This is a genomic window from Amycolatopsis sp. NPDC004747 (genome assembly GCF_053601335.1).
Genome location: NZ_JBSGBQ010000015.1, coordinates 117575 through 138242 on the forward strand (window position 1 = coordinate 117575; position 20668 = coordinate 138242).

Sequence of the window (20668 nt, forward strand, 5' to 3'; positions counted from 1 at the left end):
GCCGGCCCCTCGTCACGCGAGGAACCGCGTCACCCACTCGGCGACGCAAGCGGGCTTCGCTTCGCCGTCGATCTCGATGGTCCACCGCGACACCGCCTGCTTGCCGCCCGGGATGTCGGTGATCTCCACCAGTTCCGCCCCGGCGCGCACCTTCGTGCCGACCTTCACCGGCTGCGGGAAGCGGACCTTGTTGAGGCCGTAGTTGATGCCCATCCTGATCCCGTTGACCCGGTAGATCTTCGGGCCGAACGCGGACAGCAGCGACAGTGTCAGGAAGCCGTGGGCGATGGTGCCGCCGAACGGGCCCGCGGCCGCCATCGGCTCGTCGACGTGGATCCACTGGTGGTCGTCGGTGGCGTCGGCGAACTGGTTGACCCGCTCCTGGGTGACCGTCATCCACTCGCTGTACCCGAGGTGCTCGCCGGCCGCGGCGGCGAAGGCGTCCAGGTTCTCGAACTCGCGCATCGGCCTCAGTCCTTCGGTCCGCCGGCGACGTAGATGACCTGCCCCGAGACGAACCCGGCGCCCTCGCTGACCAGGTACGACGTCAGGTGGGCGATGTCTTCGGGCGTGCCGACGCGCTGCACCGGGATCTGCGAGGCGGCGGCGGCCTTGAAGTCCTCGAAGCTCATGCCGAGCCGCTCGGCGGTCGCCGCGGTCATGTCGGTGGCGATGAAGCCCGGCGCGATCGCGTTCGCGGTGACGTTGAACTTGCCCAGCTCGATGGCGAGGGTCTTGGTGAAGCCCTGCATACCCGCCTTCGCGGCGGAGTAGTTGACCTGGCCGCGGTTGCCCAGCGCCGACGTGCTCGACAGGTTGACGATCCGGCCGTACTTCTGCTCGGTCATGTGCTTCTGCACCGCGCGGGTCATCAGGAAGGAGCCCTTGAGGTGCACGCCGAGCACGGAGTCCCACTCCTGCTCGGTCATCTTGAAGATCAGGTTGTCCCGCGTGATGCCGGCGTTGTTGACCAGCACGACCGGCGGCCCGAGCTCGGCGGCGACCTGCGCGACGGCGGCGTCGACCTGCTCGGCGTTGCTGACGTCGAGGGCCACCCCGACGGCCTTGCCACCCTTGGCGACGATGGCCTCGGCGCCCTGCTTGACGCCGGCTTCGTCCAGGTCCAGCAGCCCGACGGCGAAACCGTCATCGGCCAGCCGGGCCGCGACGGCGGCACCGATGCCGCGGCCGGCACCGGTGACCACGGCGACACGGGATGGGGAATCGGTCACGGGGGACCTCCTCGTCGTTGAGAAGCGGGCTCGTGCCCGCGAGCCTACTAAGCAGTCGGTCACAGACGATACGGGCCGCGGCCCGCATTGCGATGCCAACGTACGCAGATTCGAGGCGCCCGCGCCCGGCCCGGCGCGGTTTGCCGAGGAAGCCGCCGCGGTCGGGTGACGCCGGTGGTGAACGTCACACGGAGGCCGGGCCCGGGTCGGTGCCGGCCACGCCGTCGGTTCTCTCAGAGCGAGCCGGGCTCGTCGGCGAACAGCGCACCGGGATCGGGTTCGTACCAGCAACGCGACCCGGCCGCCGCCAGCCGGGCCAGCGGGTGCGAACGGCCGAGCTCGCGGCTCAGTGCGGTGCCGGCGGCCGCTTCGCCCGGCCGCGGCTCTTCGGCGAGCGCCAGGTTCCACCGTGCCACCAAAGTGGCCGGGTGCCGCTCACCCTGGGCCCGGGTCGCGATCCGGGCCGTGCGGCGGTCCAGCTCCGCCGCGGCGTCGGGCCGGCCGGTCTCGTGGAGGTCGCTCGCGAGGTTGATCGCGCACGCGAGGGTGATCCGGTGTCCCTCCCCGAGCAGCGCCCTGGCCCGGCCGAGGAGGGCGCGGTCGAGCTCGAGCGCCGCCTGGGCTTCGCCGCGGAGGCGCCGGGTCAGGGCCAGCTCGCCCAGCGCGGCCAGCGTCGCGGGATGCCCCTCACCGCATTCCCGGCGCAGGCGGGCCACGACTTCTTCCTGCAGCACCACGATTTCGGCGGCGAGCGGGCGGCCCGCGAGCGCCGCGGCCAAGCGGGCGGTCGCCGCGAACCCGGCGACGACCGCGATGTCGTCCGTGGCCGGGGCGTGGCCCCCGAGCGCCTCGAACGCCGCTTCGACTTCGCCGGTCTCCCGCAGGGAGCGCGCCAGCGACCCGGCCGGGCCGTGACGCCGGTGCAGCCGGACCGCACGGGCGCGCTCGCCCCGCAGCCGGCAGGCCACCCCGAGCTCGGCGGCGAGCTGAGCGAACTGAGGCGTGCCGGCCGATTCGGCCTCCCAGGAACGCAGTGCCGATTCGGCCACCTCGATCGCCCCCGCCAGGTACCCGAGATCGAGGAGCCGTCTCGTCAGCGCGACGACACCACGCCGCACCTCCGGGTCGGCGCAGTCCACCATGCCCGAGCGCTTCAGGTGCGAGACCACTTCCCCGGGCGCCAGCGTCGAAGTGTCCTGGGCCAGGACGCGGTGAACGGCGTGCCGCGCGGAGGCCAGCGCCGTGGCCCCCGACCGGGCCAGCACCTCGGCGCGGACCGGCTCGGGGACGACCAGGACGTCCCCGTCCGGCACCAGCAACCCGCCGTCGAGCAGGGCTGCTCGCGCGTCTTCGGCGTCCGGGACGAGGCTGCCGCCGGTGACCGGGTCGGGTCCGAGGTCCGACAACCGGTCGAGAAAGTGCGCGGACACCCCGCGGGGCCCCAGCACGGCGCAGGCGTCGAGGAGCGGCCGGCGGCCGGCGATGCCGTCGAGCGCGCGGCGGAACAGGCCCTCGGCCACCACCTCCCGGGTGAACCAGCTCGCCGAGAACCGGTGCCGGGGCACCCGGTGCGCGAGACGGGCGATGGTGGCGGCGAGACCGCCGTGCAGCTCGGCGAGCGACTCGCACTCGGCGTCGCCCAGTGCGGGGGCGCGCCGCAGCAGCAGCTCGCGGCTCTGCGCGGCGGACAGCCTGCCGACGGGCACCGGGATGCCGTGGTCCCGCCAGGCCGGCTCCCGCGAGGTCACCACGACGTGCGCCGGCCCCGCGGGAAGGTAGGGCAGCACGTCGGCGGGATCGGCCGCGCCGTCGAGGACGAGCAGCCACCGCACCGCACGGGCGCCGGCGAACGCGTCCAGCACGGTGGCCGCGACGGCGTCGGCGGCCGCTCCGGGGTGCCACAGCCCGAGATCGATGGCGATGTGGTCGTAGCCGGTGACGATGTCGGCCGCCTCGCCCGCCCGGACCCACCAAACCGAGTCGTAGTCGTCGGCGTGCCGCGCTAGGTGTTCCCGGACCAGCTCGGTCTTGCCGCTGCCGCCCTCCCCGAGCACCACCACGGGCCGGCCGTCCCCGCCGACGAGCGACGACCGCACGGCCGCCAGTTCGGGCCGGTCGACGAAGTCCCGGGCGCCGGCCTGCGGGCTTTCCGACAGCGTGGCCATCGACTCGGACGTCCTCGACGGAGCCGCAAGATCCGGATCCCCCAGGCGCGAAAGGGCGCCCGCGCGGGCCGTCAGGCGGCGCGCCCGGGCGAGGTAGGGACCCGACAGCGCCCGCATCACGTCGCGCTCGACGTGGACGTCGGCGGGGTCGCTCGGCAGCGACGGCCCGAACGGGTCGGCGACCGCGGCCCGCAGGCGGTCGAGCACCGGCTTCGCGGCACCGAAGGCCGTGGCCACCTCCCGGATGACGCCCACTGTTTCGGCGCGCCGCAACGCACCGAGGAGTTCCGCCCGCACCCCGGGCAGGAAGTCGAAACTCTCGCCGGGTTCGCCGTCCCCGTCGGTCAGGAGCCCGCCGTGGAGCACCTCGGCCAGGTGGAAGAGCGCCGAACTCGGCACCATTTCCTGCTGGACAAACCGCATCACCGCGAGGTCGATCGGCACCGCGGACAGCAGCGCGGCGAGGCGGAAGGCGGCCGGGGACGCGGTCAGGTGGAACGCGCGCACCCGTTCGTGCGCGGAGAGCTCGGCGGGCAGGTCTTCCGGCACGTCGCCGGACCGGCCGAGAACGGCGACCGGCAGGGTGACCTCGGCCGGCCCCGTCGCGGTGAGCAGGCCGGCCCAGCGCGCCAGCCACCGGCCGGACATCTCGAGCACCGGAACCGCGAGTCCGTCGCGGCGGGGCGCCCCGGATTCGGCGTAGACGTCGACGCGCAGCCGCCGGTTGGGCGCTCCCGGTTCGCCTGCCGACAGGTTCGCCAGTTCCGTGCTCAGGTTTCCCAGGCGCCACAGGCGGTGCGGGAGGTGGTGGACCACGGCGAGCGGGTTGTCCTGCCCGAGCGCGGCCAGCCATGACGAAACCGCGTCCGGCCGCCACGCCCGGCCCACGCCGTCGGTCAGCACGAGGACGATCCGCCGCCCGCGGGGATCGGCGAGCTCCCGCAGCGGGCGCCGGTCCGGGCGGCCGGCGACGCGGTAGGTCTCGGGGACGTCCTGGTCGGTGTCGAGCTGGACGGTCCGGATGTCGCGGAACGCGCCCTGTCGTTCGAGCAGGCGGACGAAGTCGGCCGCGGTCGCTCGCCAGAGCGCGGTCGAGCGGGCGGTGTCGCACACGACGACGACGTCGAACCGCCGGGTGGCCGCGCGCCGGGTCACCGGCAGCCACAACCCGGTTTCCGCGGCGGTCGTCGCCGAGCGGACCTCGTCGAGCTCTCTGTCCCAGAGGGACGGGACGCGCCGGGACAGCGGCCGCAACGCTCGTTCGATCGCCCGCGGGTTCGTCAGCTGCGAGCCGAAATCCCGGCCGCCGCCGGCCCGGCCCGGCCCGGACACGGCCGGCTCGGGCGCCGCCTGCGCCTCGGCCGGCTCCGGGATCGGTTCGGGCTCCTCGACCGCCTCGGGTGGGCTCGGTGGCACCTCGGCCGGCTCCGGTGCGCGCGTCCGGTCCGGGCGAGGTTCGTCCGGGTGCCCCGGCCTTCTCGACTGCCGCAGCACGTTGACGAGCCAGAGCATGTCCCCGACCTCTTGCCAGGACAGCTCGCCCGCCGGTACCCGGGTCGGCGTGTCGTCCGGCTCGCTCATAGCGCGTACTCCCCAGTCAGTCGACGGGTGCCGACAGCTGCCGCCACAGCGCGTCGACCAGCTGCGGCCACGACTTGTCGTGCGCGTCGTAGTTCCCGGATGTCACCAGGTAGAGGGCGTTCAGCAGCTGGTCGACCGGCAACCCGGGCTCGGCCGCCCCGGATCGCTCGGCGAAGGCTTCGATCAGCTCGGCGGCCGCGGTCCCGACCCCCTGCGGCAGGTGTGCGGCGACGATGCCTGCCAGCTGCTCCACGTCCGGGCTCGGCAGGTCCAGCCGGATGCAGCGCCGCAGGAACGCGGGCGGGAACTGGCGTTCGCCGTTGCTCGTGATGACGATGATCGGGAAGGCCCGGCAGCGCACGACGCCGGAGCGGACCACCGCCGACTCGCCGAGGTCGTGGGTGAACACCCGGACGTCCGGCGTCCTGCTCGCCAGCCGGGCCAGCTCCGGGATGAAGTACTCGCCTTCTTCCAGCACGGCCAGCAGGTCGTTGGGCAGGTCGATGTCGCTCTTGTCGAGTTCGTCGACCAGCAGGACCCGCGGTTTCTCGTAGGCCAGCAGCGCCGTGCCGAGCGGCCCGAGCCGCACGAAGTCGCCGATGTCGGCGTTCTCCTGCGGCCAGTCCGGGCGGGCCGCCTGCGCACTGGCGGCTTGAACCCGGCCGATCGCGTCGTACTCGTACAGGCCGTTCCCGAGCGAGCTCCGGGTGGAAATCGGCCAGTACAGGACCGGACCGAGCCTCAGCTCCTGGGCGATCCGGTAGGCCAGCGACGACTTCCCGGTCCCCGGCGCGCCCGTGACCAGCAGCGGGCGGCGGAGGCAGATGGCCGCGTTGATCAGCTCGACCTGCTGCGGAGCGGAACGCATCGGCACCGGGCCGGGCCGGCCGAGCCGCCGGGTGAAGTCGGCGTCCTTCGCCGGCGGCACCGGCACCACCGGTTCTCCGTCGAAGGCCCGCCACGGCGGGGGCGGCGGGAGCAGATCGGCGATGTCCTCCGTGCGCGGCTCTCCCGTTCCGCGGTAGATCCACCACGGGGGCACCGGGGAAGCGGCTTCCTGGCCAGAACTCATGACCGACCTTCCTTCGCGTGTTGGCGCACACCGACCGGCCCGGACGGCTCGACGAGCCGGCCCGGGTCATCCCACAACAAAGTCACATGACTGCCGACGTGTGTTTCAGGGTCGTCGGCACCGAACGCCGCACCCCGGAGCAACCGCACGCTCTCCGGCAGGTTCCGGCCGGTTTCGAGCAGGGACGGGACGATCTCCCGGAATTCGGCGGAGAACCGCGGGTCGCGCAGCCACAGCATCGCCGGGACCCCGGCCCGCAGCCCGACGGCCACTTCGTCCCCGGCGATGCTCGCCGCGGCCACCAGCGGCTGGGCCAGCACCAGCAGCACCTGGTCGCTCGTGGCCAGCCTCGCGTCGAGGCGCCGCACGTCGGCCTGCTCGCGGGCATCGGTCCACCAGACCTGGTCGTTCGCGAGGGAGCCGACCTGGGCCAGGCTTGCCCACCGGCGGCGCCAGGCGCGGTGCCAGTGGGGGGAGCGCATGCGGTCCAGGCTGCGCACGACGACCTGGTGTCGCAGGCCCAGCGGCTGCGGCGACTCGCCGGGGAGCTCGCTCGGCCACTGGTCGATCGGCAGGCCGAGCAGCGCCCGCGGCAGCAGGAACTCCACCCGGATGGCCGCCGTGTCGGCGGCCCAGCCCGCCTCCGCCTCCCGGACCAGCCCGGCGACCAGCTCCCGGACCTCGGCCAGTCCTCCTTCGAACTCCTCGCCCGCCCGCAGCCCCTCCGAGCCGAGCTGGGTCCAGGAGCGCGCCTGGAGCAGCTCGGGCGCCACGAAGTCCGGCTCGAGCCGGATGATCAGGTAGGCGCTCGCGGGTGCGACGGTGCCCGCCGGCTCGGTCACCGCGGGCACCGGCACCTGGAGCCGGGCGGCCAGGTCGCGGTTCCACCGCCGCAACCCGTCCGCGAGCCGGGGTTCGGCCTGGGCGGCCAGGCGTTCGACGAACACCAGTGCGGGCGGGATTCCGCTGGGCGGCGCGTTCAGCCGTTCCAGTTCTTCGAAGTACTCGCGGGGCCCGGCCGGCGGCTCTTCCGGCTCGGGAGCGTACGGGCCGGCCGCGGCGCGGTAGTCCTCCTCCAGCCGCACCCACTGCCCGGCGGCGAACAACCGGAACAGCTGCGCCCGCTCGTCCGATGGCAGCAGCGCGATCGGGCTCAGGTCCGCCGCCGCGGTCCGGACGCTCTCCACCCCGCTCGGATCCGGTTCGAGCTCCTCGAGCACGTCCAGCAAGGCCTGGATCCCGTACGGGTGGCGCTCGCAGGCGACCACCAGCGCGTAGAGGTGCAACCGGAACGAGGGCAGCTCGGGCACTTCGAACTCCGCGCCGAGCTGCCGCCGGAGCAGATCGATCGCCAGCGCCCGGACCGACGGCTCGCGCAGCACCTCGGTGCGCGCCAAGGCGTCGACCAGCGGACCGAGCGGGCCCGCCGCCGCGGGCGGGCGCTGATCCTCGTCACCGGGGGCCAGCAGTTCGGCCGGCGTGACCTCCAGTGCCTTCGCGAGCACGGCGATCTCGTCGGCGGTCACCGTCTTCCGGACGCCGGATTCGATCTTCGCGATGGTGCCGCGGGTGAGCGTCGGCTGGCCGATGTCGGCGCAGGCTCTCGCCAAGCGATCGGCCGACCACCCGCGCTCCCGCCGCAGGCGGCGGACGTGGGCGGCGACCAGCCGCGCGATCGGCTCAGGCCCCATCGAGCCTCCAGAGTCACTGTTCGGAGCAACCCTATCAGTTTTCTTCCGAATCAGAGCATAATGGCGGAGCAACGCAGGTCCGATGAGACTTCGACAGACGCAGGGGGTAGGCGATGCCTACCAGGCCACCACCGCCCGACAGCATCCTCGCCCTCATCGCGGCCATCATTCGCGACCGCAAACAGACGATGAACGTCGCCTTCCTGCTGGTCTGCATCGCGTTCGCGGCGGCCGTCGTCCTGGCCCCGACCCTGGTGATCATGCTGCTGTTCGGTCCCACCGGCGCGGCCGCCGTCGGGGGTGTCAGCGCGCTGGCCACCGCCGGCGCCGCGGTCCGCCGGTCCCGGCGGCGATCGGGCAGGCACCCGGCGGAACCGCCCGGGCCGACGAGGGAAATCGACGGTTCCTGACCACCGGCTTCGAGCCCGGCTCGCCGGCGCCGGCAGTACCGCCGTCGCTCAGCCGGCCTGGGCGGGCGGCATCGACCGGTACTGGTCGAGGACGGCGGGGTTCTGCAGCGACATCCACTTCGTGACTTCCGCGTAGGTGGCGCAGACCGTCTCGGGTTTGGCGCACACTTCGCCCATGAAGCCTTCCGCCGCCCGGGAGAACGCCCCGCCCGCCCAGTCGTTGAAGTGGTTGCCGATGACGAGCGGGGCGCGGTTGCCGTCGAAGGCGGCCCGGTAGGCGCCGCGGTAGGTCTCGAGGGTGGCCTGGGTGTACTGGCCGGCGTCGTTCTTGGAGTGGCCGAGCTGGTACCACAGGTTGTAGTCCATCATGATGACCTTCTTGTGCAGCGCGGGCACCTTCACGAACGGCATCCAGAACTCCCAGATGCCGTCCAGCCTGGTGGGCCACTTGACGCCGTCGGAGGGCTGGCTCGAGTCGAACGTGTAGCCGGCTTCGCGCATGGCGGGGAAGGCCGCGGCCCAGTTGCCTTCGAGGCACGGCGTCCGGCCGCCGGTGACGTCCTTGGCGGACAGGTGCAGGCCCAGGTGGTCGCGGGCGTCGTCGACGAAGCGGCTGAACTGGCCGATTTCGTCGGTCCAGCCCTGCGTGGTCCAGTGGCCGACACTCGGTTCGGCGCCGGCGCAGAAGTGCCCGTTGTAGTGCGTGCCGATCTGGTGCCCCGCGGCCACGGCGGCGTTGAGGTCCCGGACGCGGGTGGCGACCTCCCCGGCGCTGCCGCCGAAGCCGATCGAGGCCACGCCCTGCCGGTGCCCGGGGCCGGTGTAGCGCTGCCGCTGCTCGTCGGTCAGCAGGTAGATGCCCGAGAGGAAACCGCTGAAGTGGGCGTTGACGGACTTGGCGAGGGCGAGGTAGCGGCTCCAGTGTTCGTGCGCGCCGGCGCCGTCGAAGGAGAAGAGCACGAACTGCGGGGGCTTTTCGCCCGGGCGCAGCGGACGCATCCAGTCCGGCTCCTTGGGCACGGGCGGGGCCGTGGCGGACGTGGTGGCGGGCGACGGACCGGCGGCCGGCGGGCTGGGCTGGGCGGGGCCGCCCCCGAGGGTCGTGATCAGCACGACGGCGAGCACGAGGGCGAGCACGACGGTGAACCAGGTGCCCGGTCGCCGCACCCACCGTGCCGAGCGAAACCCCACCGCAAACCCCTCCCCCTGCTACGTACCGTCACATACAGGACGTCGAAGGGGGGATCCGGGTGCATCGCGGTGAGATGCGTAACCCAAAAGCAACCCGGGCAAGGCACGGAGAGTAGTGGATCTTCGCCTGTGTCGCGGGGACCCGGAAGACCGGCAAGATTGCCGGTCGTCGCCCGCGTCCTTGCCTGTGACGCCGGATCGTCAGCCGGCGTTCGCGCACCTCGGCGGCGCCCGGCACCGCGAAGTAGGCCGGTGCCGGAATGTCGTCAGGCGGAAGGGGTGCGTGGCTAACGTCGTCTTCCTCGAACACAAGGGGAGGAACGAAATGAGTGCGGTGCCCAGAACCACCCGGACGCTCGCCGCCGTCGCCGCGGCGGCCGCCTGCCTGCTGACGGCGGCCGAGGCGTCCGAGGCGTCCACAGCCCCGGTGTCGGCGTCGGCGTCGGCGGAAACCGGGAAGTACTGCGCGGTCCTGGTCGGCAAGGCCGCCGCTCCCGACGGTGTTTCCCCGGAGCTCAGCCGGGCCTGCTCCGACGTTTCCCGCGATGACGCCCGACGGCACCTGAACCGGCCGGGTGCCCGCACGGCGGGGGAAGCCGAGGTGGCCGCGAGCGCACGGCTGATGGCCTGGTACGCGGACACCTACTACACCGGCGAGACGAAGGACATCTACGGCAGCGACGGAACCTGCGACTACAGCGGGTACCGGCTGATCCCCAACAGCGACTGGCGGCAGAAGCTGAGCTCCGCGAAGGGGTACGGGCTGTGCACCTGGGGCGAGTTCTACAACCCGACCCAGATCCTCAAGTTCTCGTCACGGCTTCCGGTTCCCTGGTTCGGGCCGGAGTTGAACGACAACGTCGGGGTCGTCAAGGTCTACCGCGTCGACTGAGGTGATGTCGGCTGAGGTGATGTCGACTGCGGTGATCCGGCCGGCGGCGCGGCCGGTTCACGCGCCGCCGCCGGTTCACCGTGTGCAGGGCCCGAAGTAGCGGCACTCGATCAACGCCCGCGGGTCGAGGGCCCGCGCGCGTGGCTCGAGGTCTTCGAGCAGGGCGGCGATCTCCTCCAGGTCCACGACTCCGCTCGCGGTCAGGGGGAAGAACCGCTCCTGGGTGTCGTGCTCGGCGCAGCCGCTGCCGCGGAGGTTGCCCGCCGGGACGAGGGCGAAGACCTCCTCGCCCTCGTTGCCGAACGTGAAGTAGCTCTGCAGCCGCACCGGGGTGGTGTCGGCGACGTCGTTGACGTGCTGGCCGCCGTACGTCTCGGGGTAGTGCCAGCCGGCGTGCACGTCGTCGGCGAACCACACCCGCGCGGGATCGCTGTCACCGTCGAGGAGCCAGCCGCGTGCGGTGAGGAACTCGTGCACCCCGAGCTGGCGGGCGACCATGAGGTCGGACGTGGTCATCGCGGTCCCTTCGGACGAAGTCGGGTACTCACGCTCAGTGTCGCGCTTGGCTGGTTTCCACGACCGGGTGACCCGCGTCCGGGAAGCGAGACGCCCCGCCGGCTACACGATGCCCGCCGAGATCAGCTGCTGCCAGATCTCGCCCTGGTCGACGACCTCGACGCCGTGCTTCTCGGCCTTGGTCAGCTTGCTCGCCCCGACGTCCGCGCCGGTGATGAGCAGGTCCGTGCTCGCCGAGACCGACGTTGCCGTGGTCGCGCCCGCCCGCTCGCAGAGCCGCTGGAACGTCGGACGGGGAACCTTCTCACCCGAGCGGGGGTCGCTGATCGCGCCGGTGACCACCACCGTCTTGCCCGCCAGCGGCGCGCCCGCCGCGACGACCGGCGGGAGGTCCTCCTCGCGCACGTCCAGCGAAACCCCCGCCTGCCGCAGGCGCTCCAGCTCGGGGCGCAGGCGGGTGAGGTGCTCGGTCAGCGAAGCGGCGACCTTCGGCCCGATGTCCTCCACGGCCACGAGCCCCTCGACGCCGGCGTCGGCGACGGCTTCCAGGGAGCCGAACCCGGCCCGGCACAGGCGGGCGGCCGTGCCTTCCGAGGCCATCGGGATCGCCAGCCCGATCAGCGCCCGGCGCAGGCCGACCGCCCGGCTGGTGTCGATCGACTCGATCATCCGGGTGGCCGACACCTCGCCGATGCGGTCGAACTCGAGCAGCTTCTCCTTCGTCAGCCCGTAGAAGTCCGAAGGGTGCTCCAGGATCCCGGCCTCGGCCAGCCGTTCGATCCACACGCCGCCGATGGCGTCGATGTCCGCCGCCGCCCGCGACGCCCAGTGGATCAGCCGCCGCACGGTCTGCGCCGGGCAGGAAACGTTGGTGCAGAACAGCTCCCGGCTGTTGCCCTGCTCGGTCAGCGGCTGCCCGCACGACGGGCACTCGCTCGGCGGGACGATCTCCCGCTCGGCACCCGTGCGCTTCGAGGCGTCGAGCACGCCGGCGACGAACGGGATCACGTCTCCGGCGCGGCGCACCAGCACGGTGTCGCCGATCTTGATGCCGCGGGCGCGGATGACCTCCTGGTTGGCCAGCGTCGCGCGGGTGACCGTGGTGCCGCCGACGAACACCGGCTCCAGCCACGCGACCGGGGCGATCTTGCCGGTCTTGCCGACGTCCCAGACCACATCGGACAGCACGGTGGTCTTCTCCTCGGCCGCGAACTTGAACGCCAGCGCGCCGCGCGGCGAGCTCGACCGGGTGCCGGCCGCCGCGTACGCGTCCCGGCTCGCCAGCCGCAGCACGGCGCCGTCGAGGTCGTAGTCCAGGTCGTTGCGCTGCTGCTCGATCTCGCCGATCACGCTCTGCGCCTCGGCGGCGCCGGCGCAGCGCCGCATGTCGGCCGCGGTGAAGCCGAGCGTGTGCAGCGCGCTGCCGAGGTCGGTCTCCGCGCTGTCCGGCTCGGTGTACAGGTCGAAGGCGAAGAACCGCAGCCGCCGCTCGGCGACGGTGGCGGGGTCCTTCGCGCGGAGGGTGCCGGCGGCCGCGTTGCGCGGGTTGATCAGCGGCTTGTCCGGGTGGGCGGCGTTGTAGGCGGCGAAGGTGGAGCGCAGCATGACGGCCTCGCCGCGGACCTCGACCCGGCCCGGCGCGGCCACCTGCTCCGGGATCCCGTCGGTCAGCGCCCGCACGAGCATCGTGACGTCGTCGCCCGTCGTGCCGTCGCCGCGGGTGACCGCCCTGGCCAGCCGCCCGTTTTCGTAGACGACGGCCAGCGACAGGCCGTCCAGCTTCGGCATGACGACCACCGGCTGGCCGGGGAAGCGGTCGAAGAACGCCTCGACCTGCTCGGGCTTGGTCGCCTTCTCCAGTGACAGCATCGGCCGCGAGTGCCGGATCGGCGCGTGCAGCACCGCGGGCGCGCCGACCTGGTCCAGCGGGTTCGGGTCCGGCGTGAGTTCCGGGTGCGCCTCGAGCAGGCTCCGCAGCTCGTCCTCGATCGCGTCGTACTCCGCGTCGGCCACCAGCGGCGAACCACGGTAGTAGGCGTCGCGCAGCGCCGTGATGCGGTCGGCGAGTTCCTGGATGCGTTCCTGGCTGTTCACGGCGAGGACGTTACCGGGCACCCCCGACAAGAACTGCGACCTGGAACAACTCCAGGGTTACGATCAAGATCATGCGATTCGCCATCAAGACCTCGCCCCAGAACACCGAGTGGGCGGACATGCTCGCCGTCTGGCAGGCCGCGGACGAAATCGAGGTGTTCGAGTCCGGCTGGACCTTCGACCACTTCTACCCGATCTTCTCCGATTCGACCGGCCCGTGCCTGGAAGGCTGGGTGACGCTGACCGCGCTGGCGCAGGCGACGAAGCGGCTGCGGCTGGGCACGCTGGTCAGCGGCATCCACTACCGCCACCCCGCGCTGCTGGCGAACATGGCCGCGACGCTCGACATCGTCTCCGGCGGCCGGCTGGAGATCGGCGTCGGCGCCGGCTGGAACGAGGAGGAGTCCGGCGCGTACGGCATGGAGCTGGGCACGATCAAAGAGCGCAGCGACCGCTTCGAGGAAGCGTGCGAGGTCCTCGTCGGGCTGCTGACGCAGGAGACCACGACGTTCCAGGGCGCGCACTACCAGCTGACCGACGCCCGCTGCGAACCGAAGGGCGTGCAGAAGCCGCACCCGCCGATCTGCATCGGCGGCAGCGGCGAGAAGCGCACCTTGCGCACGGCCGCGAAGTACGCCCAGCACTGGAACTTCGTCGGCGGCCCGCCCGAGGAGTTCGCCCGCAAGCGGGACGTGCTGCACCGCCACTGCGCCGACATCGGCCGCGACCCGGCCGAGATCACGCTGTCCTCGCACGTCCGGCTCGGTCCGGACCTCGACTACGCGAAGGTCGCCGCCGAAGCCGAAGCCCTCGGGGAAGCGGGCCTCGACCTGGCGATCGTGTACCTGCCGCCGCCGCACACCCCGGCCGTGCTGGAGCCGCTGGCGAAGGCGCTCGAGCCGCTGCGCTGATCGACTGCCTCAGGCCGGGGCGCCCAGCGCGGCGACGGCCGCGGCGATGCCGTCGCGGTCGTAGCTGCCGGTGGGCAGGGCCGCGCTGTGCGCGTGGCGGACCACCCCTCGGGCGTCGACGAGGATGCTGCCGGAGCGCTGCAGCGCGCCGAAGACGGTCCGGCTCAGCCCGACCAGCTCGTGGGGCGTGCCGCCGCGGCCGGTGACGACCGGGAACGGGACGTCGTGCTTCGCGCGCCACGCGGCCGCCGTCGCGCGGTCCTCGGGGACGGCGATCAGGACGCGGACACCGGCGGCTTTGAACGCGGCGGCATCCTCGGCCAGGGCGCGGACGTGCCGTCGGCAGACCGGGCAGGTCGTCGAACGCATGAAGTAGAGCAGGACGGCGTGGTTGTCCAGGTGGACGGCCTGGCCGTCGGTGTCTTCCAGGGCCAGGGAGGGGGCGGGGGATCCGGGTTCGAGCACGGTTGTTCCCTTCGGGTTCAGGCGGTCTGCAGCCGGGCGCGGACCGCGGTGCGGGCCCGGTGGAGGTGGGACTTCATCGCCGCGGTGCTCAGGCCGAGCGTGTCGGCGACCGTCCGGCCCGGGTGGCCGAGGACGTCGCGCATGACGAGGACGCGGCGCTGGACGTCCGGCAGGGCCCGGATCGCTTCGGCGACCCGCTCGGCTTCGAGGCGGCTGATGGCTTCGTCTTCGGCCGAGGGGGCCGGGCCGGGGGTGTCTTCGAAGAGGCGGCGGGTGCGGCGCAGGCACTCGTTGCGGACGATGCGGAACATCCAGGAGGCCAGTGCCGCGGTTGCGCGGAGGGAGCCGATCTTGCGGTAGAGGACGATGAGGGCTTCCTGGGCCGCGTCTTCGGCGTCTTGGGGGGATGCGCAGAGGTGGTCGGCGAAGCGGCGTACGTGGGGGTGGGCGCTGTGTACCACCGCTGTGATCGATTCGAGGTCGCCTGCCTGGGCGGCTTCTATCACCTGGTTGCTTACCCAGCCCATGGTTCTCTTCCCTGTCGAGGTGGTCGTGCTTGATAAGAGGGGTTGGGGCCTCGAAAGGGTTCACCGGGGGGTTGGGGGCTCTGGTGGGGAGGTGCCACCGACCCGATCGCCGGATTGTTCAGGGGCGGTGGGTGGGGGCCGGCTTGTGGTCTGCGGCTCGCCGACGATCTTGCCGAGCAACGCCAGCGACTCCGCGTGGTGGGGCCGGTTGGCTGGCCGGCAGTGGTGGGAGTCGATTGGGGAGCCAGGGCGAGTGGGCGTCGGTGGGCTCCGGTGGGTGGGCGACGGCGCAAGCCGCCGAACAGGCGATCGGCCGGCGGGCTGTCTTGTTGCTCTGCGTGGCCGGGGGTGGGCGCTTCCCCGCCGCCTCGGGCCTGCGGTGGGCGGTGCCGATCGTGTCGTGTTGCTCCGGCTCGCCGCGTCGTGGCCTTTCCCGGTGGGTGCCGGGAAACGTTGAACATCGAATTCCCCCGGTTTGTGATCGATGGACATGGTCACTTATTTCCGTTACGACCGGTAAACTGTTTCACTCGATCGTGTGACGCTGAAATTCGGACTCCGGTGCTTGTTGGCCAAAAGTAATGGCGGCGGTAGGGTTGCGCCGTGGAGAGCAACCTGAACGGTTGATTATTTCGCCACTCGCCTTCCGCAATTTCCGGAGCAGAAAGAAAGAGCCTTGGATTTCGAAGCACTGGCCGGCGAGCTGCGGAACCTGCGGGAGACCGTCGCCGGGGTGACTGATACGGTGCTGGCCGCCGTCGATGGTATTCCGATCATCGCCGATGCTGCCGACGACATCGATCCGGCGAAGATCTCCGCGCTCGCCGCGGCCGATCTCGGGATTGCCCGGCAGGCCGCCGAAATCACCGGTAAGGGCACGCTGAACCAGACCGTGGTTTTCGGCAGCGAAGGCTACATGGCCGTTTACGCCATCGGGCGGCTCGCGCTGATGGTCGTGCTGGGGGACAAGGGCCTGAACGTCGGGCGCCTGCTGTTCGAATCCCGGCCCGTCATCGAGCGGATCGGCACGATCCTGGCCGCTTAGCACGCCGGCCAACCCGTCACGGAGAGGATGCAGCACGAATGATGAACATCGACACGGCACTCAAGGAAGCCATGTCCATCAGCGGCGCCGTCGGCGTCGCGCTGGTCGACTACGAAAGCGGTATGTCGCTCGGCACCAGCGGTGGCGGCGACTGGCTCGACCTCGAAGTCGCCGCGGCCGGGAACACCGAGGTGGTGCGGTCGAAACTGCGGGTCATGTCCTCGCTGGCGCTCAACGATTCCATCGAAGACATCCTGATCACCCTGCACCGGCAGTACCACCTGATCCGGCTGATGAACTCGGTGAGCTCGCGGAATTCGCTGTTCCTGTACCTGGTGCTGGACCGCGACCGGGCCAACCTGGCGCTGGCCCGGCACTACCTCAAGCGCATCGAAGCGGATTTGCAGGTGTAGCCGGGGATGACCGGAGGCGGCTCCCGCGCCGCACTCGTCATCGGCTCGGCGTTCGTGCACGACATCGGTTCCCTGTTCCCGGTGACGATGAACCTCACCGGTGAGGAGCTGGCGTTCACGTTCGTGTCGTCCTGCCCGTCGCCCGACGCGGTCGAGGAGTGGGTCCGGCGGCGCTCGGGCACCATCGTGGCCGGCCGGGTACCGCGCTTCTTCGTCGACGCCAACGGGCGGCGGATCCGCGTCGAGCTGGCCGGATCGGCGATCCGGGCCCTGGTCGTCCTCGCCGACGAGGTGACCGCCGCCCCGGCCTCCGTGCCGGCACTCGGCCGCTGGCAGGACCAGATGCCCTGCCGCGTCCGGGGCGCGATGGACGAGCTCGCGCGGATGCTGTCGCGCTGCCACCACCGCGCCGGCGGCACCGCGCCGCTGATCGACCTGGAACTGGCCTACCGGCCGGACCGCGAGTACCAGACCCGTCTGGCCGGCGCGCACGAACGGGTGCAGGCTTACATCGCGCCGGTTCGCCCGGTGCTGGCGATGCGCTGGCGCGCGGCGACCTCGGCGCAGCGCAAGGCCTTCCTGGCGGAGGTCCCGGACGGCTTGCCGGTCCGCGGCTGGCTCCGGCGGCGCCGGACCACGCGGATCATGGGAATGGAGGTGGAGGTGGCGCCCTGAGCCGGGGGCCGGTGGAGCGGCCGGCGCCGGAGGTCACCCGGTCGGATCGGCGGCCGGCCTGCCAGAATGCCCCGGTACGGACGTCGACGGCGGATCGAGGGACCCCTGCATGAAGCTCGCCCGGTTGTTCGGAGCCCTCCTGCTCGCGCTGTCCGGCGTGCTGCTGGTGGCCGGGCCCGCGTCGGCCCACACCGAGCTCGAGTCGAGCTCGCCCGCCGAAGGGGCGAGCCTCGCCGCGCCGCCGCGGAAGATCGAGCTCACCTTCGAGGAGCCCGTCACCCTGCAACCGGACCCGATCTCGGTCACCGGCCCGGACGGGGCGAAGTGGTCCGTTGGCACCCCCACGGTCGTCGACGCGGTGATCTCCGCCCCGGTCACCGCGTCCGGCCCGGCCGGGGCCTACACGCTCACCTACAAGGTCGTGTCCGACGACGGCGACAAGGTGACCGCCGCCGTGCACTTCACGCTCACCGCGCCGGTCACGTCCAGTTCCGCCGCGGCGACGTCGTCGGCCGCCGCGCCCGTCACGCCGACGCCGACACCGGCTCCGGCCGGCGACCTCGGCAGCGGCGTTCCGGCCTGGGTGTGGATCCTCGTCGCCGTCGTGGTCGTGCCGGCCGCGGCCGTCGTCGCGCTGCGGTTCCTGCGGCGGCCCAAGCCGTAGCGTCAGCCGGCCGCGGCACCGTAGTTGCGCAGGAACAGCGCCTCGGCCAAGGCCATCGCTGCGATCTCCCGCGGGTCCACGCTTTCGTTGGGCGCGTGGATGCGCGCCTGCGGTTCCTCGACGCCGATGAGCAGGATCTCCGCCTCGGGGTAGGTCTCGGCGAAGACCGTGCACAGCGGGATCGAACCGCCCTGCCCGAGCAGGCTCACCGGGCGGCCGTAGGCGGCCTGCATGGCCTCGTCCATCGCCTGGTGGGCGGGGCCGCCGGTGGCCGCGTGGAACGGCTCGCCGATCGCCTCCACCTCCACCGAGACCTCCACGCCCCACGGCGCCGCGGCCATCAGGTGCTCGCTCAGCGCGGACGCCGCCCGGTACGGGTCGGTGCCCGGCGGGACGCGCAGGTTGAGCCGGGCCCGGGCGCGCGGGGCCAGCGCCGCCGCGGAGCCGGCCACCGGCGGGCAGTCGATGCCGAGCACCGTCAGCGCCGGCCGCGCCCACAGCGTGTCCGCGACTTCGCCGCTGCCCAGCAGGACGGTGCCGGGGGACAGGCCCGCGTCCGCCCGGAACTGCGCCGCCGGGTACGGGGCGCCGGGCCAGCGGCCGCCGCCGGGCACCCCGTGGACGGTGGTGTCGCCCGCCTCGTCGCGCAGGGTGCCGAGCACCGCCACCAGCGCGGCGAGCGCGTCCGGGGCGGGGCCGCCGAACATGCCGGAGTGCAGTTCGGCCGGCAGCGCGTCGACCTGGACGACGACGTTGACCAGGCCGCGGAGGCTGACCGTGACGGCGGGGTACCCGACGGCGGCGTTCCCGGTGTCGGCCACCAGGATCGCGTCGGCGCGCAGCAGCTCGGCGTGCTCGGGGACGAACGCCTCCAGCCCGCCGGTGCCCTGCTCCTCGGACCCCTCGACGACCAGCTTGAGGTGCACCGGGACGTCGTCGCCGAGCGCGCGCAGCGCGGTGAGGTGCATGAGGATGTTGCCCTTGCAGTCGGCCGCGCCGCGCCCGTACCAGCGTCCGTCCACTTCGGTCAGCCGGAACGGCGGGGTCCGCCACTGGTCGTCCGCCAGCGGTGGCTGGACGTCGTAATGGGCGTACAGCAGCACGGTCGGGGCGTCGGCCCGGGAGCACGGCCGGGAGCCGAGCACCGCCCGGCTGCCGTCCGGGGTGTCGGCCAGGTGGGTGGCGAACCCCGCTTCGGTGAACGCGTCGGCCACCCAGACCGCGGCGCGGTGGCATTCTTCGGGCGGGAACTGCCGCGGGTCCGCGACCGACCGCATCGCCACCAGCTCCGCGAGTTCGCCGTGCGCCCGCGGCATCAGGTCTTCGACGCGCTTGCGGAGGTCCACCGCGCTCACCCGGCCTTCTCGGGGCAGTGGGCCAGCAGCACGCGCCACTGCGCTTGGCGCAGGGCTTCGGGCGGAAGCACCCCGGGTCCGCCGGCACTGACGTTCGCCGCGTGGACGAGCGCGGCGTGGGGGTCGGTGCAGATCGCACCGGCGTCCACCCGCGCCGGGCGGAAGAGCAGGTACGCGGCCACGAGCAGGCCGCCGAGCACCACGCCGACGACGACGTAGAGCGAGCTCCGCTGCGGTCCGGTCGACCGTTCGTCCACAGTGGTCACGGCTGCGTCACCTCCGGCTGCCGCCACGACGGTTTGCGCAGGCGGTAGAACAGGAACGGCACCAGCAGGCCGAGCCCGAGCGCGCCACCCGCGACGACCCCGAGGTACACCCACGGGCTGCCCGAGCCGAACTGCGACGGCGGGACGAAGCCCACCAGCAGCGCGGCCAGCGACGCGCAGAACCCGACGCCGCACAGGCCGAGCAGCATCGGCGCGCGGAACCCGCGCGGGTGGTCGGGGAACCTGCGCCGCAGCCGCACCGCGGCGACGAACATCAGCAGGTACATGATCAGGTACACCTGGGTGGTGATCACCGAGAAGATCCAGTACGCGCTCGAAACGTCCGGGATGAACGCGTAGCACAGCGCGATCAGCGTGGTGACCGCTCCTTGCGTGACGAGGATGTTCTGCTGCACGCCCCGGCCGTTGAGCCGCTGCAGGAACGGCGGCAGGTAGCCCTCCTGCCGGGCGATCAGCAGCAGCCCCTTCGACGGTCCGGCCAGCCAGGTGAGCATCCCGCCGAGGGAGGCCATGACGAGCAGGACGCCGATCAGCGGGGTCAGCCACTGGATGCCGAAGCTCGCGAAGACGGCGGCGAAGGCCTGCATCACCCCGGCCGTCAGCGAAAGCTGCCCGGCCGGGACGACCCAGCTGATCGCCAGCGCGGGCAGGACGAAGATCAGCAGCACGAGCCCCATCGCCAGGAACATCGCCCGCGGGAACTCCCGGCCCGGCTTGCGCAGCGACGACACGTGCACCGCGTTCATCTCCATCCCGGAGTAGGAGAGGAAGTTGTTCACGATGAGCACGAGGCTCGCCAGCCCGGCCCACGCGGGGAGCAGGTGGCTCGCCGACATCGGCGCCGCGGACGGGTGCCCCTGCCCGAGGAACACGATGCCGAGGACCACCAGCAGCGCGCCGGGCAGCAGCGTCCCGATGACGAGCCCGCCACCGGCCAGCCCGGCCACGCCCTTCGTGCCGCGCGAGGAGATCCAGACCCCCGACCAGTACGCCACCACGATCACCGCGGCCGTCCACCACCCGCTGCTCGCCAGCTCCGGGTCGAACACGTACGCGAGCGTGCCGGCGACGTACCCGAGCAGGCTCGGGTAGTAGAAGATCGTCATCGCGAACTGGCACCAGACGGCCAGGAAACCCGCCGGCTTGGAGATCCCGAGCGCCACCCAGTTGTAGACCCCGCCCGGCCAGCCGGACGCCAGCTCGGCCGAGACCAGCGACGTCGGCAGCAGGAACACGATCGCCGGGACGACGTAGAGGAAAACGGCCGCCAGGCCGTACACGGCCATCGTCGGCGAGGGGCGCAGGCTCGCGACGGACCCGGTCGTCATCAGCGCGAGCGCGACCCAGGAGATCCACGCGGCGGCGGGTGGGCGGGCGCGCCGGCTCCCTTCGGCGGGTGGCGGCCCCGCGGGTTCCGGGGACCGGCGCGGTCGGTTGGTGGTGGTCATGGCAGTGGGCCTCCAGGGCTCGCCTCGGCAGGTG

20 protein-coding genes are annotated in these 20668 nt (G+C 72.5%); 7 read left to right on the forward strand and 13 right to left on the reverse strand.

Features of this window, described 5'->3' with window-relative positions; translation table 11 throughout:
- Positions 1-12: 12 nt before the first annotated feature.
- From ACWEGE_RS24650 to ACWEGE_RS24670, 5 genes are all read right to left on the reverse strand, one after another.
- Positions 13-465 carry a MaoC family dehydratase gene (locus tag ACWEGE_RS24650; protein ID WP_449662802.1) on the reverse strand — a complete coding sequence of 151 codons (453 nt, stop codon included), beginning with the start codon at positions 463-465 and terminating at the stop codon, positions 13-15.
- Positions 466-470: 5 nt separating this feature from the next.
- Positions 471-1232: a 3-oxoacyl-ACP reductase FabG gene (gene fabG / locus ACWEGE_RS24655; protein ID WP_449662803.1), complete on the reverse strand. Its 762-nt coding sequence runs from the start codon at positions 1230-1232 to the stop codon at positions 471-473.
- Between the two features lie 233 nt (positions 1233-1465).
- The gene (locus tag ACWEGE_RS24660; RefSeq protein WP_449662804.1) at positions 1466-4978 is read right to left on the reverse strand and encodes an SAV_2336 N-terminal domain-related protein; all 3513 of its coding nucleotides are present in this window, start codon (positions 4976-4978) and stop codon (positions 1466-1468) included.
- Positions 4979-4994: 16 nt separating this feature from the next.
- Positions 4995-6050, reverse strand: a complete 1056-nt coding sequence (locus tag ACWEGE_RS24665) for an AAA family ATPase (protein WP_449662805.1) — start codon at positions 6048-6050, stop codon at positions 4995-4997.
- Positions 6047-7741 carry a VMAP-C domain-containing protein gene (locus ACWEGE_RS24670; protein WP_449662806.1) on the reverse strand — a complete coding sequence of 565 codons (1695 nt, stop codon included), beginning with the start codon at positions 7739-7741 and terminating at the stop codon, positions 6047-6049. The genes ACWEGE_RS24665 and ACWEGE_RS24670 overlap by 4 nt, the downstream gene beginning before the upstream one ends.
- Before the next feature lie 113 nt (positions 7742-7854).
- Between ACWEGE_RS24670 and ACWEGE_RS24675 the strand changes: the two genes are divergently transcribed.
- On the forward strand, positions 7855-8151 hold the full coding sequence (locus tag ACWEGE_RS24675) for a hypothetical protein (RefSeq protein ID WP_449662807.1): 297 nt from the start codon (positions 7855-7857) through the stop codon (positions 8149-8151).
- A gap of 48 nt (positions 8152-8199) precedes the next feature.
- Here the strand turns inward: ACWEGE_RS24675 and ACWEGE_RS24680 are convergent, their stop codons facing one another.
- Positions 8200-9318, reverse strand: a complete 1119-nt coding sequence (locus ACWEGE_RS24680; protein WP_449662808.1) for a polysaccharide deacetylase — start codon at positions 9316-9318, stop codon at positions 8200-8202.
- Positions 9319-9676: 358 nt separating this feature from the next.
- On the opposite strand from ACWEGE_RS24680, the gene ACWEGE_RS24685 reads away from it, so the two are divergent.
- A complete protein-coding gene (locus ACWEGE_RS24685) occupies positions 9677-10234 on the forward strand; it encodes a hypothetical protein (RefSeq protein WP_449662809.1) in 558 nt (185 codons plus the stop codon).
- Between the two features lie 75 nt (positions 10235-10309).
- Here the strand turns inward: ACWEGE_RS24685 and ACWEGE_RS24690 are convergent, their stop codons facing one another.
- Both ACWEGE_RS24690 and ligA read right to left on the reverse strand, forming a co-directional pair.
- Complete coding sequence (locus ACWEGE_RS24690; protein ID WP_449662810.1) at positions 10310-10750, reverse strand: hypothetical protein; 441 nt, start codon at positions 10748-10750, stop codon at positions 10310-10312.
- Between the two features lie 102 nt (positions 10751-10852).
- Positions 10853-12844 (reverse strand): NAD-dependent DNA ligase LigA, encoded by a 1992-nt coding sequence (ligA, locus tag ACWEGE_RS24695; RefSeq protein ID WP_449662811.1) that lies wholly within the window; start codon positions 12842-12844, stop codon positions 10853-10855.
- 71 nt (positions 12845-12915) lie between these two features.
- Between ligA and ACWEGE_RS24700 the strand changes: the two genes are divergently transcribed.
- Positions 12916-13755, forward strand: coding sequence for an LLM class F420-dependent oxidoreductase (locus ACWEGE_RS24700; RefSeq protein WP_449662812.1), 840 nt, complete (start codon positions 12916-12918; stop codon positions 13753-13755).
- A 9-nt stretch (positions 13756-13764) separates the two neighbouring features.
- Here the strand turns inward: ACWEGE_RS24700 and ACWEGE_RS24705 are convergent, their stop codons facing one another.
- Together ACWEGE_RS24705 and ACWEGE_RS24710 are read right to left on the reverse strand one after the other, a co-directional pair.
- A complete protein-coding gene (locus ACWEGE_RS24705; protein WP_449662813.1) occupies positions 13765-14220 on the reverse strand; it encodes a redoxin domain-containing protein in 456 nt (151 codons plus the stop codon).
- A gap of 17 nt (positions 14221-14237) precedes the next feature.
- A complete protein-coding gene (locus ACWEGE_RS24710) occupies positions 14238-14747 on the reverse strand; it encodes an RNA polymerase sigma factor (RefSeq protein ID WP_449662814.1) in 510 nt (169 codons plus the stop codon).
- A gap of 676 nt (positions 14748-15423) precedes the next feature.
- On the opposite strand from ACWEGE_RS24710, the gene ACWEGE_RS24715 reads away from it, so the two are divergent.
- The 4 genes from ACWEGE_RS24715 to ACWEGE_RS24730 all read left to right on the forward strand — a co-directional run bounded on the left by ACWEGE_RS24715 (position 15424) and on the right by ACWEGE_RS24730 (position 17544).
- Positions 15424-15792, forward strand: a complete 369-nt coding sequence (locus tag ACWEGE_RS24715) for a roadblock/LC7 domain-containing protein (protein WP_449662815.1) — start codon at positions 15424-15426, stop codon at positions 15790-15792.
- Positions 15793-15833: 41 nt separating this feature from the next.
- Positions 15834-16205: a hypothetical protein gene (locus ACWEGE_RS24720; RefSeq protein ID WP_449662896.1), complete on the forward strand. Its 372-nt coding sequence runs from the start codon at positions 15834-15836 to the stop codon at positions 16203-16205.
- A 6-nt stretch (positions 16206-16211) separates the two neighbouring features.
- Positions 16212-16880 (forward strand): hypothetical protein, encoded by a 669-nt coding sequence (locus tag ACWEGE_RS24725; protein WP_449662816.1) that lies wholly within the window; start codon positions 16212-16214, stop codon positions 16878-16880.
- Between the two features lie 109 nt (positions 16881-16989).
- A complete protein-coding gene (locus ACWEGE_RS24730) occupies positions 16990-17544 on the forward strand; it encodes a copper resistance CopC family protein (protein WP_449662817.1) in 555 nt (184 codons plus the stop codon).
- Between the two features lie 2 nt (positions 17545-17546).
- Here the strand turns inward: ACWEGE_RS24730 and ACWEGE_RS24735 are convergent, their stop codons facing one another.
- From ACWEGE_RS24735 to ACWEGE_RS24745, 3 genes are read right to left on the reverse strand one after another with little or no spacing between them, the layout of a single operon-like run.
- Entirely contained in the window at positions 17547-18899 is a 1353-nt protein-coding gene (locus tag ACWEGE_RS24735; protein WP_449662818.1) for a M20/M25/M40 family metallo-hydrolase, read from the reverse strand.
- Positions 18896-19165, reverse strand: coding sequence for a hypothetical protein (locus tag ACWEGE_RS24740; RefSeq protein WP_449662819.1), 270 nt, complete (start codon positions 19163-19165; stop codon positions 18896-18898). Before ACWEGE_RS24740 ends, ACWEGE_RS24735 begins: the two co-directional genes overlap by 4 nt.
- A complete protein-coding gene (locus tag ACWEGE_RS24745) occupies positions 19162-20634 on the reverse strand; it encodes an APC family permease (protein WP_449662820.1) in 1473 nt (490 codons plus the stop codon). The genes ACWEGE_RS24740 and ACWEGE_RS24745 overlap by 4 nt, the downstream gene beginning before the upstream one ends.
- Positions 20635-20668 lie beyond the last annotated feature (34 nt).